General features: G+C 49.3%; 13 protein-coding genes. 8 read left to right on the plus strand and 5 right to left on the minus strand.

Annotated elements, in window-relative coordinates; translation table 11 throughout:
* Window positions 1–120 precede the first annotated feature (120 nt).
* Window positions 121–918 carry a pyruvate formate lyase 1-activating protein gene (gene pflA, locus ACLJRU_RS13585; RefSeq protein WP_000067973.1) on the minus strand — a complete coding sequence of 266 codons (798 nt, stop codon included), beginning with the start codon at window positions 916–918 and terminating at the stop codon, window positions 121–123.
* A 118-nt stretch (window positions 919–1,036) separates the two neighbouring features.
* The gene (locus tag ACLJRU_RS13590) at window positions 1,037–1,306 is read right to left on the minus strand and encodes a cytoplasmic protein (RefSeq protein ID WP_077905879.1); all 270 of its coding nucleotides are present in this window, start codon (window positions 1,304–1,306) and stop codon (window positions 1,037–1,039) included.
* Window positions 1,307–1,493: 187 nt separating this feature from the next.
* Here ACLJRU_RS13590 and sopD2 point away from each other — a divergent pair, with 187 nt between their 5' ends.
* Entirely contained in the window at window positions 1,494–2,453 is a 960-nt protein-coding gene (sopD2, locus tag ACLJRU_RS13595; RefSeq protein ID WP_001539601.1) for an SPI-2 type III secretion system effector SopD2, read from the plus strand.
* A gap of 75 nt (window positions 2,454–2,528) precedes the next feature.
* Here sopD2 and pflB read toward each other — a convergent pair whose 3' ends face one another.
* The 3 genes from pflB to ycaO all read right to left on the minus strand — a co-directional run bounded on the left by pflB (window position 2,529) and on the right by ycaO (window position 7,893).
* Window positions 2,529–4,811: a formate C-acetyltransferase gene (gene pflB, locus ACLJRU_RS13600; RefSeq protein ID WP_001292799.1), complete on the minus strand. Its 2,283-nt coding sequence runs from the start codon at window positions 4,809–4,811 to the stop codon at window positions 2,529–2,531.
* Between the two features lie 59 nt (window positions 4,812–4,870).
* On the minus strand, window positions 4,871–5,728 hold the full coding sequence (gene focA, locus ACLJRU_RS13605) for a formate transporter FocA (protein ID WP_000642539.1): 858 nt from the start codon (window positions 5,726–5,728) through the stop codon (window positions 4,871–4,873).
* A gap of 404 nt (window positions 5,729–6,132) precedes the next feature.
* A complete protein-coding gene (gene ycaO / locus ACLJRU_RS13610; protein ID WP_187790648.1) occupies window positions 6,133–7,893 on the minus strand; it encodes a 30S ribosomal protein S12 methylthiotransferase accessory factor YcaO in 1,761 nt (586 codons plus the stop codon).
* Between the two features lie 136 nt (window positions 7,894–8,029).
* Here ycaO and ACLJRU_RS13615 point away from each other — a divergent pair, with 136 nt between their 5' ends.
* The 7 genes from ACLJRU_RS13615 (at window position 8,030) to ihfB (ending at window position 15,332) form a co-directional block, all read left to right on the plus strand.
* Window positions 8,030–8,722, plus strand: coding sequence for a DUF421 domain-containing protein (locus tag ACLJRU_RS13615; protein WP_000642866.1), 693 nt, complete (start codon window positions 8,030–8,032; stop codon window positions 8,720–8,722).
* Window positions 8,723–8,907: 185 nt separating this feature from the next.
* A complete protein-coding gene (gene serC / locus ACLJRU_RS13620; protein ID WP_000079591.1) occupies window positions 8,908–9,996 on the plus strand; it encodes a 3-phosphoserine/phosphohydroxythreonine transaminase in 1,089 nt (362 codons plus the stop codon).
* Window positions 9,997–10,061: 65 nt separating this feature from the next.
* Complete coding sequence (gene aroA / locus ACLJRU_RS13625; RefSeq protein WP_000445191.1) at window positions 10,062–11,345, plus strand: 3-phosphoshikimate 1-carboxyvinyltransferase; 1,284 nt, start codon at window positions 10,062–10,064, stop codon at window positions 11,343–11,345.
* Window positions 11,346–11,487: 142 nt separating this feature from the next.
* Window positions 11,488–12,249, plus strand: a complete 762-nt coding sequence (locus tag ACLJRU_RS13630; RefSeq protein ID WP_023234776.1) for a M48 family metallopeptidase — start codon at window positions 11,488–11,490, stop codon at window positions 12,247–12,249.
* Between the two features lie 172 nt (window positions 12,250–12,421).
* A complete protein-coding gene (gene cmk / locus ACLJRU_RS13635; protein ID WP_001539605.1) occupies window positions 12,422–13,105 on the plus strand; it encodes a (d)CMP kinase in 684 nt (227 codons plus the stop codon).
* Window positions 13,106–13,218: 113 nt separating this feature from the next.
* The gene (gene rpsA, locus ACLJRU_RS13640) at window positions 13,219–14,892 is read left to right on the plus strand and encodes a 30S ribosomal protein S1 (RefSeq protein ID WP_000140324.1); all 1,674 of its coding nucleotides are present in this window, start codon (window positions 13,219–13,221) and stop codon (window positions 14,890–14,892) included.
* A gap of 155 nt (window positions 14,893–15,047) precedes the next feature.
* A complete protein-coding gene (gene ihfB / locus ACLJRU_RS13645) occupies window positions 15,048–15,332 on the plus strand; it encodes an integration host factor subunit beta (protein ID WP_000167332.1) in 285 nt (94 codons plus the stop codon).
* Window positions 15,333–15,467 lie beyond the last annotated feature (135 nt).

Consider the following 15,467-nt stretch of genomic DNA (forward strand, 5'->3'; position numbering starts at 1 on the left):
ATTGTTAACCATGCCTGTCTGATGGCGGGGTCGGGTATTTTAGCGGTAAGAGCGTTATCCAGACAGCAAAACGGCTACCGTCATGGGTAGCCGTTTAAAAGCGGGTAAGATAGCAGGCGATTAATACATCACTTTATGACCATACTGCTCAAGAATACCCTTTACACGCTCCATGGTCTCTTTTTTAGGCGGCTTCACGCCATCCAGTTTATATTCTTCGCCCATTGCCACCCATTTATGTTTGCCCAGCTCATGATAGGGCAACAGTTCGATTTTTTCGACATTACCCATATCGCGGGTAAACTCACCCAGGCGATGCGCGGAATCATCGTCGTCAGACCAGCCGGGAACGACAACGTAACGGATCCAGACCTTCACATTTTTCTTTGATAAATACTGCGCGAATTCCAGCGTCCGGTGATTAGAGACACCGACCAGATTCTGGTGGATCTCATCATTCATCTGCTTGAGATCGAGCATAACCAGATCGGTAACGTCCAACAGTTCATCAATCACCGGGTCATAACGGCGCACAAAGCCGTTGGTGTCGAGACAGGTGTGGATACCTTCTTTTTTACAGGCGCGAAACCAGTCGCGTACAAATTCTGCCTGCAAAATGGCCTCGCCGCCGGATGCCGTCACGCCGCCGCCAGAAGCATTCATAAAATGCCGATAGGTCACCACCTCTTTCATTAAGTCTTCAACGGTGATCTCTTTACCGCCATGCGTATCCCATGTGTCGCGGTTATGGCAATACAGGCAGCGCATCAGGCAGCCCTGAAAAAAGGTAATAAAGCGGATGCCTGGGCCATCAACGGTGCCACAGGACTCAAAGGAGTGAATGCGACCAATAACCGGCTTTTTATCAGCAGTTACTGCAACACTTTCATTTGTAATACAATTGGTTAAGTTACTCATATCGCTTCGGCTAGCTCTAAATAACATGGGGTTTATGGACACATTCCGGGCATGTTGAGCACCCTGGTAAGGGGGTTGCATCCTGTAAAAAAGCGGTACTGCGAGCGTAAATTTTGGACTACAGAATGTGTGGCTGTTCCAGAATGTGCTGCAATGGAGCTATTTTACCTCTATTCAGTATAAAATATACGGCAAATCTATGCTGCATAACTCGCACCGCCAGAAATTCTGGCTCATTCATCAGCTCGTAACGCCTCAACCGCAATACATACTGCAAGTGTATCATCCATAGCGCCCTGGTTTTACTGTTTATGATCCGCCTCTTTTTTCGAATGGTTGGCGCCGTTTTGTTGTGGTCAGAACGAAAATAATTCTCAACATAATTCAGATGTGTCCAAAGAACGTTATGCGCTGTCCAGCGCCTGGCGTCGCATTCAACGCGAAATCAGGTGTAAATCTGATGTCATTTCTAAACCCAGGCTGATTCAATCTCTTAAATAGAGTGTGGTTTTAATCAAAAAATGAGAGCAACGGATTGGATCTTGCTTTTGTGGTAAATAATCAAGGGAGTTATTATGCCAGTTACGTTAAGTTTTGGTAATCGTCATAACTATGAAATTAATCATTCACGGCTAGCCCGTTTGATGAGTCCTGATAAAGAAGAAGCGCTATACATGGGGGTATGGGATAGATTTAAGGACTGCTTCAGAACACACAAAAAACAAGAGGTGCTGGAGGTATTATATACACTCATCCATGGATGTGAACGTGAAAATCAAGCTGAACTTAATGTTGATATAACCGGCATGGAGAAGATACATGCCTTTACACAATTAAAACAATATGCTAATCCATCTCAACAAGACCGCTTTGTTATGCGTTTTGATATGAATCAGACACAAGTTTTATTTGAGATTGATGGCAAGGTTATTGATAAATGTAATTTGCATCGTCTCCTCAATGTTTCAGAAAACTGTATTTTTAAAGTGATGGAAGAAGATGAAGAAGAGTTGTTTCTTAAAATATGTATTAAGTATGGAGAAAAAATTGCTCGCTATCCAGAATTATTAGAAGGATTTGCTAATAAACTTAAAGATGCAGTTAATGAGGATGATGACATTAAGGATGAAGTTTATAAGCTTATGCGATCTGGAGAAGATCGAAAAATGGAATGTGTTGAATGGAATGGTACTCTTACTGAAGAGGAGAAGAATAAACTACGCTGTCTTCAAATGGGGTCTTTTAATATTACTACCCAATTTTTTAAAATAGGTTACTGGGAATTAGAGGGGGAAGTCCTGTTTGATATGGTTCATCCAACACTTAGCTATCTGCTACAAGCATATAAACCGTCATTGTCATCTGATTTAATAGAAACTAACACCATGCTGTTTTCTGATGTATTAAATAAGGATTATGATGATTATCAAAATAATAAAAGAGAAATTGATGCTATTCTAAGAAGAATATATAGATCACATAATAACACTTTATTTATAAGTAAAAAGTCGAGTTGTCGCAATATGCTTATATAAAAAGTCATTAAAAAGGCCCCACTGATATGGAGCCTTTTTTGTACGCTTTTTATGGCGTAATTTCAGTCAAACCCATTACATGGTCTGCGTGAAGGTACGAGTAATAACGTCCTGCTGCTGTTCTTTCGTCAGGGAGTTAAAACGTACTGCGTAACCAGATACACGGATAGTCAGCTGCGGATATTTTTCCGGATGTTCCATCGCGTCCAGCAGCATTTCACGGTTCATGACGTTGACGTTCAGGTGCTGACCGCCTTCGATGGACGCTTCGTGGTGGAAGTAACCATCCATCAGACCTGCCAGGTTAGTCTTACGAACTTCGTCGTCTTTACCCAGTGCGTTCGGAACGATAGAGAAGGTATAAGAAATACCATCTTTCGCGTAAGCAAACGGCAGTTTAGCAACGGAGGTCAGAGAAGCGACAGCGCCTTTCTGGTCACGACCGTGCATCGGGTTAGCACCTGGTCCGAACGGCGCGCCAGCGCGACGACCATCCGGGGTGTTACCGGTTTTCTTGCCATACACAACGTTAGAAGTAATGGTCAGAACAGACTGTGTCGGGATAGCGCCACGGTAGGTGGTCAGTTTCTGAATTTTCTTCATGAAACGTTCTACCAGGTCAACCGCCATGTCATCTACACGAGCGTCGTTGTTACCAAACTGCGGGTATTCGCCTTCGATTTCGAAGTCGATAGCCAGACCATCTTCGTCACGAATCGGTTTAACTTTCGCATATTTGATGGCAGACAGGGAGTCAGCAGCAACGGACAGACCTGCGATACCACACGCCATGGTGCGGATAACGTCACGGTCGTGCAGCGCCATCAGAGAGGCTTCGTAGCTGTACTTGTCGTGCATGTAGTGGATAACGTTCAGCGCGGTGACATACTGTTTAGCCAGCCAGTCCATGAAGTGATCCATGCGGTCCATCACTTCGTCGAAGTTCAGAACATCGCCTTTGATCGGTTCGGATTTCGGACCAACCTGCATTTTCAGTTTTTCATCAACGCCGCCGTTGATAGCGTACAGCATGGTTTTCGCCAGGTTTGCACGCGCGCCGAAGAACTGCATTTGTTTACCAACGATCATCGGGCTTACGCAGCATGCGATAGCGTAGTCATCGTTGTTGAAGTCCGGACGCATCAGGTCATCGTTCTCGTACTGCAGAGAAGAAGTGTCGATGGAGACTTTAGCGGCGAATTTCTTGAAGTTTAGCGGCAGTTTTTCAGACCACAGAACGGTGATGTTCGGCTCCGGAGACGGCCCCATGGTGTACAGGGTGTTCAGGAAACGGAAGCTGTTTTTGGTAACCAAAGTACGGCCATCAACGCCCATACCGCCGATAGATTCGGTTGCCCAAATCGGGTCGCCGGAGAACAGTTCATCATATTCAGGAGTACGCAGGAAGCGAACCATACGCAGTTTCATGACCAGGTGGTCAATCATTTCCTGTGCGTCTTGCTCGGTGATTTTGCCTGCTTTCAGGTCACGTTCGATGTACGCATCCAGGAAGGTGGATACACGACCGAAGGACATTGCTGCGCCGTTCTGAGATTTAACCGCAGCCAGGTAACCGAAGTAAGTCCACTGGATTGCTTCCTGAGCGTTAGTCGCCGGACCAGAGATATCGCAGCCGTATTTAGCCGCCATTTCTTTGATCTGACCCAGAGCGCGGTGCTGTTCAGCGATTTCTTCACGCAGACGGATAGTCGCTTCCAGATTTACGCCGTTTTCCAGATCGGATTGCAGAGACGTAAACTGAGCGAATTTGTCTTTCATCAGGTAGTCGATACCGTACAGCGCTACGCGGCGGTAGTCACCGATGATACGACCACGGCCATACGCATCCGGCAGACCGGTCAGAACGCCGGATTTACGGCAACGCAGGATGTCCGGAGTATAAACGTCGAATACGCCCTGGTTGTGGGTCTTACGGTATTCGGTGAAGATTTTTTTGATCATTGGGTCCAGCTCGCGATTGTACGCTTTGCAGGAACCTTCAACCATTTTGATACCGCCGAACGGGATAATCGCACGCTTCAGCGGAGCTTCAGTCTGCAGACCAACAATTTTCTCAAGCGCTTTGTTGATGTAGCCAGCGTCGTGAGAAGTGATGGTGGAAGCAACGGAGGTGTCAAAGTCAACAGGCGCGTGAGTGCGGTTTTCCTGTTTAACGCCTTCCATTACGCTGTCCCACAGCTTGGTGGTCGCGTCAGTAGCGCCAGCCAGGAAGGACTCGTCACCCTCATACGGAGTGTAGTTTTTCTGAATGAAGTCACGGACGTTTACTTCATTCTGCCAGTCACCTTTGGTAAAACCTTCCCAGGCTGTGGCTAACTTTTCATTAAGCTCGGACATGTAACACCTACCTTCTTAAGTGGATTTTTTATTTACTGCGTGTAATGGGCATCAACAGATTAATGATGCTCGTTACCACGCAGGTAAATGACCCAGTATGTCAACCCGACCAACAAACCGCCGCCGATAATATTACCGATCGTGACCGGAATCAGGTTATCAGTGATGAAGCTCATCACGGTCAGGTGAGAAAAACTTTCCGGAGACGAACCAACCGCGGTCCAAAACTCCGGTGTAGCGAAATCGCGTATTACAATACCCATAGGAATCATAAACATGTTTGCGATACTGTGCTCAAAACCGCTGGCGACAAACATGGCGACGGGCAGTACCATGATGAACGCTTTGTCCATCAGGCTACGACCTGAGTAGCTCATCCACACGGCCAGACAAACCATCAGGTTCGCCAGAATACCGAGGCAGACAGCTTCAATAAAAGTGTGGTGCATTTTGTGGTCGGCGGTTTGCAGGACGTTAAGTCCCCATTGACCGTTGGCAGTCATATACTCGCCGGAAAGCCACATCAGTAACACGAAAAGCAGAGCGCCAATCAGGTTACCAAAATAGACGTTTAACCAGTTTTTAGCCAGTTGCCCCCAGGTGATGCGACCGCTAGCTTTAGCTACAACGATCAGAACAGTAGAGGTGAAGAGATCAGCGCCGCAAATAACACAGAGAATCAGTCCCAAAGAGAAACAGATACCCCCGATAAGTTTCGCCATGCCATAAGGCATCGCGCCAGTACCGGTTGTCGCAGTAATATAAAAAACAAAGGCAATTGAAATGAATACGCCGGCGGTAATCGCCAGATAGAAAGTCTTAAGCGGATGTTTCGTTGCTTTATAGACGCCTGCTTCTTCAGCCACTTTGGCCATTGCTGCAGGGAGTAAAAGGTCAAAAGGGTTGTCAGCTTTCACACTAACTCTCTCTTTATTAAGTCGGCGACGAGATACTAACAAAGCATTATAGATGAGAATTTGATATAGATCATATCTCGCCTGGCTTATAGGCCCGTAAGTCGCATGGCTTTTATGCAATTACGGTGTAACTTTTTGATTATCCTAATAAAAATAAATTTTAAAAATTATAAATAGAGTTGAATTTTTTCCTGACTCCTCCTGCTGCACGGTTAATTAATATGGAGTAATCAACAAATAAAGTAACATCACTATGTCAATTAATTTAATATCAACAACCAATATTTAACCTTGTTATTACATTTTTCGCCGTTTAGCGAAAATAAATAAAACGGGGCCGCAAAGGCGCCCCGTAATATAACGCAGCCGAGAGGGTAAACCTACCCTAAGTCACTCATATGGCCTTATTTTGACCAGTATGCCGCTTTCGCGCGCTGTAATTTATCATACGCTTTTAACAAGGACTGATGCGCCGGGAACGCTTGTAGATCGTGGTCGACAGCCGGTAGTCCATAAAAAGCCGCTTCACCGCTAAGCGCGGCGCTGGCGGCCTCTACAGCCTCTGCGCCATACATTTTTATAAAAGCATTGAGATATTGCAGTGGCTGACGCGCATCTTCTTGCGACAGGAGCAGCAGAGTTTGCAGGCAACGGTAATAGTTTGCGCGTGCCGGACTAAAGACCGACGAATTGAACTCCATCGTCCATTCTGTCCAGATTAGCGCCTGCTCCAAATCGCCGCCCGCTAACGCTAACATTGCTTTTAATTCGCCGACTCGCAGTGTATACCAACCATTGTCCGCTCCGGTCGCCAGACCCAACAGTTCACGCACGCGGGTGAAATCGTCAAAACCTTCTTCATCCAATTGTTCAATCAGATTGAGATAATCTTCTTTATTCCAGGCGCTACCGGGCAGCGAAAGCAGAGCCTCACGAAGATGGCTACCCATATTGTTGTTGGCCAGCCACAGATCTTCGGCAGGATAAATATCAGAAATTCCCGGTACGATAATACGACAGGCGTATACGCCGAGATGCTCGTAATCGGCAATGTAAACTTCTTTATCTTCAGCAGCAAAGATGGCCATCAGCGTGGCGAATTCTTCTTCGGTAGTGCCGGAAAAACTCCAGTCCGTGAACGGATAATCGGCGTCCTGTTTGAACAGATCCCAGGAAATCAGGCCGCTGGAGTCGATGAAGTGGGTCTCCAGATTAGTGTGCTCCGCGACTTCTTCATCATCGAACGTTGGTGGCGTGAAGACATCAAGATCTTTCAGACCGCGTCCCTGGAGTAGCTCGGTCACTGTACGCTCCAGCGCAACGCCAAAGTCAGGATGGGCGCCAAAAGAAGCAAAGCAGGTACCGTTAGCCGGGTTGAACAGCACGACGCAGATAACCGGATACTTACCGCCCAGCGAGCCGTCATAGGCGAAAATCGGGAAACCCTCGGCTTCCAGCGTGGCGATTGACTCCATTACCGCCGGATAACGCGCCATCACCTCTGCGGGAATCTCCGGCAGACTGATACTTTCCGCAATGATGCGATTTTTCACATAACGCTCGAAGACTTCCGACAGTCCCTGAACGCGGGCTTCATTACGCGTATTGCCGGCGGACATTCCGTTAGAGACGTACAGGTTGCCGATGATATTCATCGGAATATACACGGTCTGGTTATCGGACTGACGGGTAAATGGCAGACCACAGATGCCGCGAGCTTCATTGCCGGACTGAAGATCAATTAACTGGCTTCCGGTGAGTTCATTTTCCGGATCGTAAAACGCGCGCAGACGGGCATCAAGCAAGCCTTCCGGTACGTCGTCATTTTCAGTCAGCGGAAACCACTTTTCGTTCGGATAATGCACGAATGGCCCGTTGGCGATCGTTTCGCCCAGCCAGAAATCAGCAAAAAAGTAGTTGGTTGACAGACGCTCGAAGTATTCGCCCAGCGCCGAGGCCAGCGCCGCTTTTTTGGTCGCGCCTTTTCCGTTGGTAAAGCATAACGCGCACTCTTTATCGCGAATATGCACTGACCAGACGTTTGGCACCGGGTTCAGCCAGGAGGCCTCTTCGATGTGAAAGCCGAGGTCGAGTAACTTTTGCTGGAAGCGGGCGATGGAGTCTTCCAGCGCGGCGTCTTTGCCGGGAATAAATGTTTGCGTCATGAAAATCACTTTTGTCGTACGGAAAGCGCGCAATGATACGGGTTTTATGTGACGGGCGCTATCTCGCCGGGACATCAGCGGAAATAAAAGTATTGGCTATGCTTTTACACTGGAATTCACAGGAAGAGCATAAAAAATGAAAGCATTTGATTTGCAACGAATGGCGCTGGATAACGTGCCGGTAGCGTTTTTGGGGGAAGTGGCGCTGCGTAGCTTTTACACCTTTGTGCTGGTGTTTCTTTTCTTAAAGGTGACAGGACGACGCGGCGTACGGCAAATGTCGCTTTTTGAAGTGCTGATCATTTTGACATTGGGGTCGGCGGCAGGCGACGTCGCGTTTTATGATGACGTTCCGATGCTCCCTGTTCTGGTGGTATTCATCACCCTGGCGCTGCTCTATCGCCTGGTCATGTGGCTGATGGCGCATAGTGAAAAGTTGGAAGATCTGCTGGAAGGCAAGTCGGTGGTCATTGTTGAAGACGGCGAACTGGCGTGGGAAAAACTGCAGCGCTCGAACATGACGGAGTTTGAATTTTTTATGGAGCTTCGCTTGAATGGCGTTGAGCAACTGGGGCAGGTCAGACTGGCCATTCTGGAGACAAACGGACAAATCAGCGTCTATTTCTTTGAAAATAAAGACGTTAAGCCGGGGTTAAGCATTCTTCCTGAGCACTGTACGCCACGCTTTATCGTGGCGCCGGAGGCTGGCGACTATGCCTGCGTACGTTGCAGTGAAGTGATACGCATGAACGCCGGGGAAAAGCAATTATGTCCGCGCTGCGCAAATCCAGAATGGACGAAGGCAAGCCGGGCTAAACGCGTTGTTTAACAGCGAAAATATCGGATTTATACGGTTAATCCGGAAGATTCTGTTGTGTGACACATGCCGCATTTTCTCCTCGCATTGTTTTACCCATTGCGGCGTGTGTCACTGAATGATAAAACCGATATTCACATGAATAACGTTTGCCTGATGTCTGTCAGGCAGGAAACAATGCAGCGTGGTGAGGGGAAATGGCTCAGGTCTTTAATTTTAGTTCAGGTCCGGCGATGCTACCGGCGGAAGTACTTAAACTGGCGCAACAGGAACTGCGTGACTGGCACGGTCTTGGTACGTCGGTAATGGAAATTAGCCATCGAGGCAAAGAGTTTATCCAGGTCGCTGAAGAGGCGGAGCAGGATTTTCGCGATCTCCTTAATATCCCCTCCAACTATAAAGTTTTATTTTGTCACGGCGGCGGTCGCGGGCAGTTTGCTGGCGTGCCGCTCAATCTGCTGGGCGATAAAACCACGGCGGATTATGTCGATGCTGGTTACTGGGCGGCGAGCGCCATCAAAGAAGCCAAAAAATACTGTGCGCCGCAGATTATCGACGCCAAAATCACCGTTGACGGCAAACGTGCCGTAAAACCGATGCGCGAGTGGCAGCTTTCCGATAACGCCGCTTATTTACACTATTGCCCGAATGAGACCATTGACGGCATCGCCATCGATGAAACGCCTGATTTTGGCCCGGAGGTGGTCGTCACGGCGGACTTTTCTTCTACCATCCTGTCTGCGCCGCTGGACGTCTCTCGCTATGGCGTAATTTATGCTGGCGCGCAGAAGAATATCGGTCCGGCAGGACTGACGCTGGTTATCGTCCGGGAGGATCTGTTAGGCAAGGCGCATGAGAGTTGCCCGTCCATCCTCGACTACACCGTCCTGAATGATAACGACTCGATGTTTAATACGCCGCCGACTTTCGCTTGGTATCTTTCCGGCCTGGTGTTCAAATGGTTGAAAGCGCAGGGCGGCGTGGCGGCGATGCACAAAATCAATCAGCAAAAAGCGGAGTTGCTGTACGGTGTGATTGATAACAGCGATTTCTACCGTAACGATGTCGCACAGGCCAACCGTTCGCGGATGAATGTTCCGTTCCAGTTAGCGGACAATACGCTGGACAAGGTCTTTCTGGAAGAGTCTTTCGCCGCCGGTCTGCACGCCTTAAAAGGGCACCGTGTTGTTGGCGGGATGCGCGCCTCTATCTATAACGCCATGCCGATTGAAGGGGTAAAAGCGCTAACCGATTTCATGATCGATTTTGAGCGTCGCCACGGCTAATACGTTTTTCATCCCCACGGCCAGTCTGTGGGGTTTTTATTTCTGTTTTTTGAGAGTTGAGTTTCATGGAATCCCTGACGTTACAACCCATCGCGCGGGTCGATGGCGCCATTAATTTACCTGGCTCCAAAAGTGTTTCAAACCGTGCTTTGCTCCTGGCGGCTTTAGCTTGTGGTAAAACCGTTCTGACGAATCTGCTGGATAGCGATGACGTCCGCCATATGCTCAATGCCCTGAGCGCGTTGGGGATCAATTACACCCTTTCTGCCGATCGCACCCGCTGTGATATCACGGGTAATGGCGGCGCATTACGTGCGCCAGGCGCTCTGGAACTGTTTCTCGGTAATGCCGGAACCGCGATGCGTCCGTTAGCGGCAGCGCTATGTCTGGGGCAAAATGAGATAGTGTTAACCGGCGAACCGCGTATGAAAGAGCGTCCTATAGGCCATCTGGTCGATTCGCTGCGTCAGGGCGGGGCGAATATTGATTACCTGGAGCAGGAAAACTATCCGCCCCTGCGTCTGCGCGGCGGTTTTACCGGCGGCGACATTGAGGTTGATGGTAGCGTTTCCAGCCAGTTCCTGACCGCTCTGCTGATGACGGCGCCGCTGGCCCCTAAAGACACAATTATTCGCGTTAAAGGCGAACTGGTATCAAAACCTTACATCGATATCACGCTAAATTTAATGAAAACCTTTGGCGTGGAGATAGCGAACCACCACTACCAACAATTTGTCGTGAAGGGAGGTCAACAGTATCACTCTCCAGGTCGCTATCTGGTCGAGGGCGATGCCTCGTCAGCGTCCTATTTTCTCGCCGCCGGGGCGATAAAAGGCGGCACGGTAAAAGTGACCGGAATTGGCCGCAAAAGTATGCAGGGCGATATTCGTTTTGCCGATGTGCTGGAGAAAATGGGCGCGACCATTACCTGGGGCGATGATTTTATTGCCTGCACGCGCGGTGAATTGCACGCCATAGATATGGATATGAACCATATTCCGGATGCGGCGATGACGATTGCCACCACGGCGCTGTTTGCGAAAGGAACCACGACGTTGCGCAATATTTATAACTGGCGAGTGAAAGAAACCGATCGCCTGTTCGCGATGGCGACCGAGCTACGTAAAGTGGGCGCTGAAGTCGAAGAAGGGCACGACTATATTCGTATCACGCCGCCGGCGAAGCTCCAACACGCGGATATTGGCACGTACAACGACCACCGTATGGCGATGTGCTTCTCACTGGTCGCACTGTCCGATACGCCAGTTACGATCCTGGACCCTAAATGTACCGCAAAAACGTTCCCTGATTATTTCGAACAACTGGCGCGAATGAGTACGCCTGCCTAAGTCTTCTGTTGCGCCAGTCGACGGGCTGGCGCGCCGAGTCCGTATTCGCACTATTTTTATAATTATGACTAATGCTAATTTGTTGATGATTTAACACATTGATTTATGTGTTTTTTATAATAGTTATCAACGGAAGATTAGTATGAAAAATAAATCATTACTACTGGCGGTGGCGATTTCCGCCACGCTACTGGCAGGATGTAAAAATGGCGTGAATGGCAATTTAATCGCCAGTTCAGGCATGTCAGCCTACAAAGCCGCCACACTGTCCGATGCGGATGTTAAGGCATTATCTAATAATGCCTGTAAACAAATGGACAGCGAGAATCAACTGGCAGGTTCGAAAAGCAAATACACCAAACGTCTGAGCAAAATCGCCAAAGCGCTGGGTAACAACATTGACGGTACGCCGGTTAGCTATAAAGTCTATATGACCAGCGATATCAACGCATGGGCGATGGCGAACGGTTGCGTTCGCGTATACTCCGGCCTGATGGATCTGATGACCGATAATGAAAGTGAAGGCGTACTGGGCCATGAACTGGGCCATGTCTCTTTAGGGCACTCTCGCAAGGCAATGCAGACCGCTTATGCCACGCTGGCGGCTCGCGATGCGATTTCCGCCACCAGCGGCGTCGCAGCGCAGCTTTCCCAGTCTCAATTGGGCGATCTGGCGGAAGGCGTCATCAATTCGGCGTTTTCTCGCAGTCAGGAGTCGGATGCGGATGACTTCTCTTACGATCTGCTGAAAAAACGCGGGATTAACACCCAGGGCTTAGTCACGGCATTCGATAAATTCGCCACAATGGACGCAGGTCATGCAAAATCATTGATGGACTCCCACCCGGCTTCAGCCGATCGCGCGCAGCATATGCGCGACAGAATTGCCGAAGATAAAAAGTAAATCATTGTCATCTTTCGGGCTGGTTTCTCGCCGGCCCGCTATAATTGCGCAATTATTCCGCATCTGATTACAGACAAAACTGGTTTTTGCACGCAACGTTAACGGTCGCGAGCGTTGGCGCGTATAATGCGCGGCGTTTACGTTAACGGTACGCCTGTTTAAGGAGATAAAGATGACGGCAATTGCCCCGGTAATAACCATTGATGGCCCAAGCGGTGCAGGTAAAGGCACCTTGTGCAAAGCAATGGCGGAAGCATTGCAATGGCATCTGCTGGATTCCGGCGCGATATACCGCGTACTGGCGCTGGCGGCATTGCATCACCATGTCGATCTCGCCTCTGAAGATGCGCTGGTGCCGCTGGCGTCCCATCTGGACGTGCGTTTCGTCTCAACGGACGGCAACCTGGAAGTTATCCTGGAAGGCGAGGACGTTAGCGGCGAAATCCGTACGCAGGAAGTCGCGAACGCGGCATCCCAGGTGGCGGCATTCCCACGCGTGCGTGAAGCGCTTCTTCGCCGCCAACGCGCATTCCGCAAAGCGCCTGGTTTAATCGCCGATGGACGCGATATGGGGACCGTGGTCTTCCCGGATGCGCCGGTAAAAATTTTCCTTGACGCCTCCTCGGAGGAACGTGCGCATCGACGTATGCTACAGTTGCAGGAGAATGGCTTTAGTGTTAACTTTGAACGCCTTTTGGCCGAGATCAAGGAACGCGACGATCGCGATCGTAATCGCGCTGTAGCGCCGTTAGTTCCTGCTGCTGATGCATTAGTTTTGGATTCTACCCGATTAAGCATTGAGCAAGTGATTGAAAAAGCGTTACAATATGCGCGCCAAAAATTGGCTCTCGCTTAAATGCGACCGAATTTGTAGTACCCCCGTTGCAAAGGATTGACAGCGGGTATGTTAAACAACCCCATCCGGCACGGAGCCAGGTGGACGTTAAATATGAAACCTGAAGATTAAACATGACTGAATCTTTTGCTCAACTCTTTGAAGAATCCTTAAAAGAAATCGAAACCCGCCCGGGTTCCATCGTTCGTGGTGTTGTTGTTGCTATCGACAAAGACGTAGTACTGGTTGACGCCGGTCTGAAATCTGAGTCTGCCATTCCGGCTGAGCAGTTCAAAAACGCCCAGGGCGAACTGGAAATCCAGGTTGGTGACGAAGTTGACGTTGCTCTGGATGCAGTAGAAGACGGCTTCGGTGAAACTCTGCTCTCTCGTGAGAAAGCTAAACGTCACGAAGCATGGATCACGCTGGAAAAAGCTTACGAAGATGCTGAAACTGTTACCGGTGTTATCAACGGCAAAGTTAAGGGTGGCTTCACTGTTGAGCTGAACGGTATTCGCGCGTTCCTGCCAGGTTCTCTGGTAGACGTTCGTCCGGTGCGTGACACTCTGCACCTGGAAGGCAAAGAGCTTGAATTCAAAGTAATCAAGCTGGACCAGAAACGTAACAACGTTGTGGTTTCTCGTCGTGCCGTTATCGAATCCGAAAACAGCGCAGAACGCGATCAGCTGCTGGAAAACCTGCAGGAAGGCATGGAAGTTAAAGGTATCGTTAAGAACCTCACTGACTACGGTGCATTCGTTGATCTGGGCGGCGTTGACGGCCTGCTGCACATCACTGATATGGCCTGGAAACGCGTTAAGCATCCGAGCGAAATCGTGAACGTTGGCGACGAAATCAACGTGAAAGTGCTGAAATTCGACCGCGAGCGTACCCGTGTATCCTTGGGCCTGAAACAGCTGGGCGAAGATCCGTGGGTTGCTATCGCTAAACGTTATCCGGAAGGTACCAAACTGACCGGTCGCGTGACCAACCTGACCGACTACGGCTGCTTCGTTGAAATCGAAGAAGGCGTTGAAGGCCTGGTTCACGTTTCCGAAATGGACTGGACCAACAAAAACATCCACCCGTCCAAAGTGGTTAACGTTGGCGACGTAGTGGAAGTGATGGTTCTGGATATCGACGAAGAACGTCGTCGTATCTCCCTGGGTCTGAAGCAGTGCAAATCTAACCCGTGGCAGCAGTTCGCAGAAACCCACAACAAGGGCGACCGCGTTGAAGGTAAAATCAAGTCTATCACTGACTTCGGTATCTTCATCGGCCTGGACGGCGGCATCGACGGCCTGGTTCACCTGTCTGACATCTCCTGGAACGTTGCAGGCGAAGAAGCAGTTCGTGAATACAAAAAAGGCGACGAAATCGCTGCAGTTGTTCTGCAGGTTGACGCAGAACGTGAACGTATCTCCCTGGGCGTTAAACAGCTCGCAGAAGATCCGTTCAACAACTGGGTTGCTCTGAACAAGAAAGGCGCTATCGTAACCGGTAAAGTCACTGCAGTTGACGCGAAAGGCGCAACCGTAGAACTGGCTGACGGCGTTGAAGGTTACCTGCGTGCTTCTGAAGCATCCCGTGACCGCGTTGAAGATGCGACTCTGGTTCTGAGCGTTGGCGACGACGTTGAAGCTAAATTCACCGGCGTTGATCGTAAAAACCGCGCAATCAGCCTGTCTGTTCGTGCGAAAGACGAAGCTGACGAGAAAGATGCCATCGCAACTGTTAACAAACAGGAAGATGCAAACTTCTCTAACAACGCAATGGCTGAAGCATTCAAAGCAGCTAAAGGCGAGTAATCCTCTGAAACTTCGGGTCTTTTAGTCCGAAGTATAACGAGATTACTTGACAGATTGCAGGTTTCGGCCTGTAATCAAGCACTAAGGGCGGCTACGGCCGCCCTTAATCAATCTCACGGCTGCAGCCAATTTGCCTTTAAGGAACCGGAGGAATCATGACCAAGTCAGAATTGATTGAAAGACTTGCAACCCAGCAATCTCACATTCCCGCTAAGGCGGTTGAAGACGCGGTAAAAGAGATGCTGGAGCATATGGCCTCGACTCTTGCGCAGGGCGAGCGTATTGAAATCCGCGGTTTCGGCAGTTTTTCTTTGCATTACCGCGCGCCTCGTACCGGACGTAACCCCAAGACCGGCGATAAAGTGGAACTGGAAGGAAAATACGTTCCTCACTTTAAACCGGGTAAAGAACTGCGCGATCGCGCCAATATTTACGGTTAAGTTTTAACGCAAAACTTGAACCCGAAAAAAGCACCGTCAGGGTGCTTTTTTCATTTATATGACCCGTCCTGAATAGCGTTGACACGTTCCAGACTTAAATCCGGAGAACGTAATGATGACTGAGTTCAAACGCCC

This window comes from Salmonella sp. SAL00653, from assembly GCF_046552515.1.
GTDB lineage: Bacteria > Pseudomonadota > Gammaproteobacteria > Enterobacterales > Enterobacteriaceae > Salmonella > Salmonella enterica.

Coding starts and splice junctions, on each gene's coding strand:
- pflA (WP_000067973.1), bottom strand. CDS start 918: ATGAGTAACTTAACCAATTGTATTACAAATGAAAGTGTTGCAGTAACT.
- sopD2 (WP_001539601.1), top strand. CDS start 1,494: ATGCCAGTTACGTTAAGTTTTGGTAATCGTCATAACTATGAAATTAAT.
- pflB (WP_001292799.1), bottom strand. CDS start 4,811: ATGTCCGAGCTTAATGAAAAGTTAGCCACAGCCTGGGAAGGTTTTACC.
- ycaO (WP_187790648.1), bottom strand. CDS start 7,893: ATGACGCAAACATTTATTCCCGGCAAAGACGCCGCGCTGGAAGACTCC.
- ACLJRU_RS13615 (WP_000642866.1), top strand. CDS start 8,030: ATGAAAGCATTTGATTTGCAACGAATGGCGCTGGATAACGTGCCGGTA.
- serC (WP_000079591.1), top strand. CDS start 8,908: ATGGCTCAGGTCTTTAATTTTAGTTCAGGTCCGGCGATGCTACCGGCG.
- aroA (WP_000445191.1), top strand. CDS start 10,062: ATGGAATCCCTGACGTTACAACCCATCGCGCGGGTCGATGGCGCCATT.
- ACLJRU_RS13630 (WP_023234776.1), top strand. CDS start 11,488: ATGAAAAATAAATCATTACTACTGGCGGTGGCGATTTCCGCCACGCTA.
- cmk (WP_001539605.1), top strand. CDS start 12,422: ATGACGGCAATTGCCCCGGTAATAACCATTGATGGCCCAAGCGGTGCA.
- rpsA (WP_000140324.1), top strand. CDS start 13,219: ATGACTGAATCTTTTGCTCAACTCTTTGAAGAATCCTTAAAAGAAATC.
- ihfB (WP_000167332.1), top strand. CDS start 15,048: ATGACCAAGTCAGAATTGATTGAAAGACTTGCAACCCAGCAATCTCAC.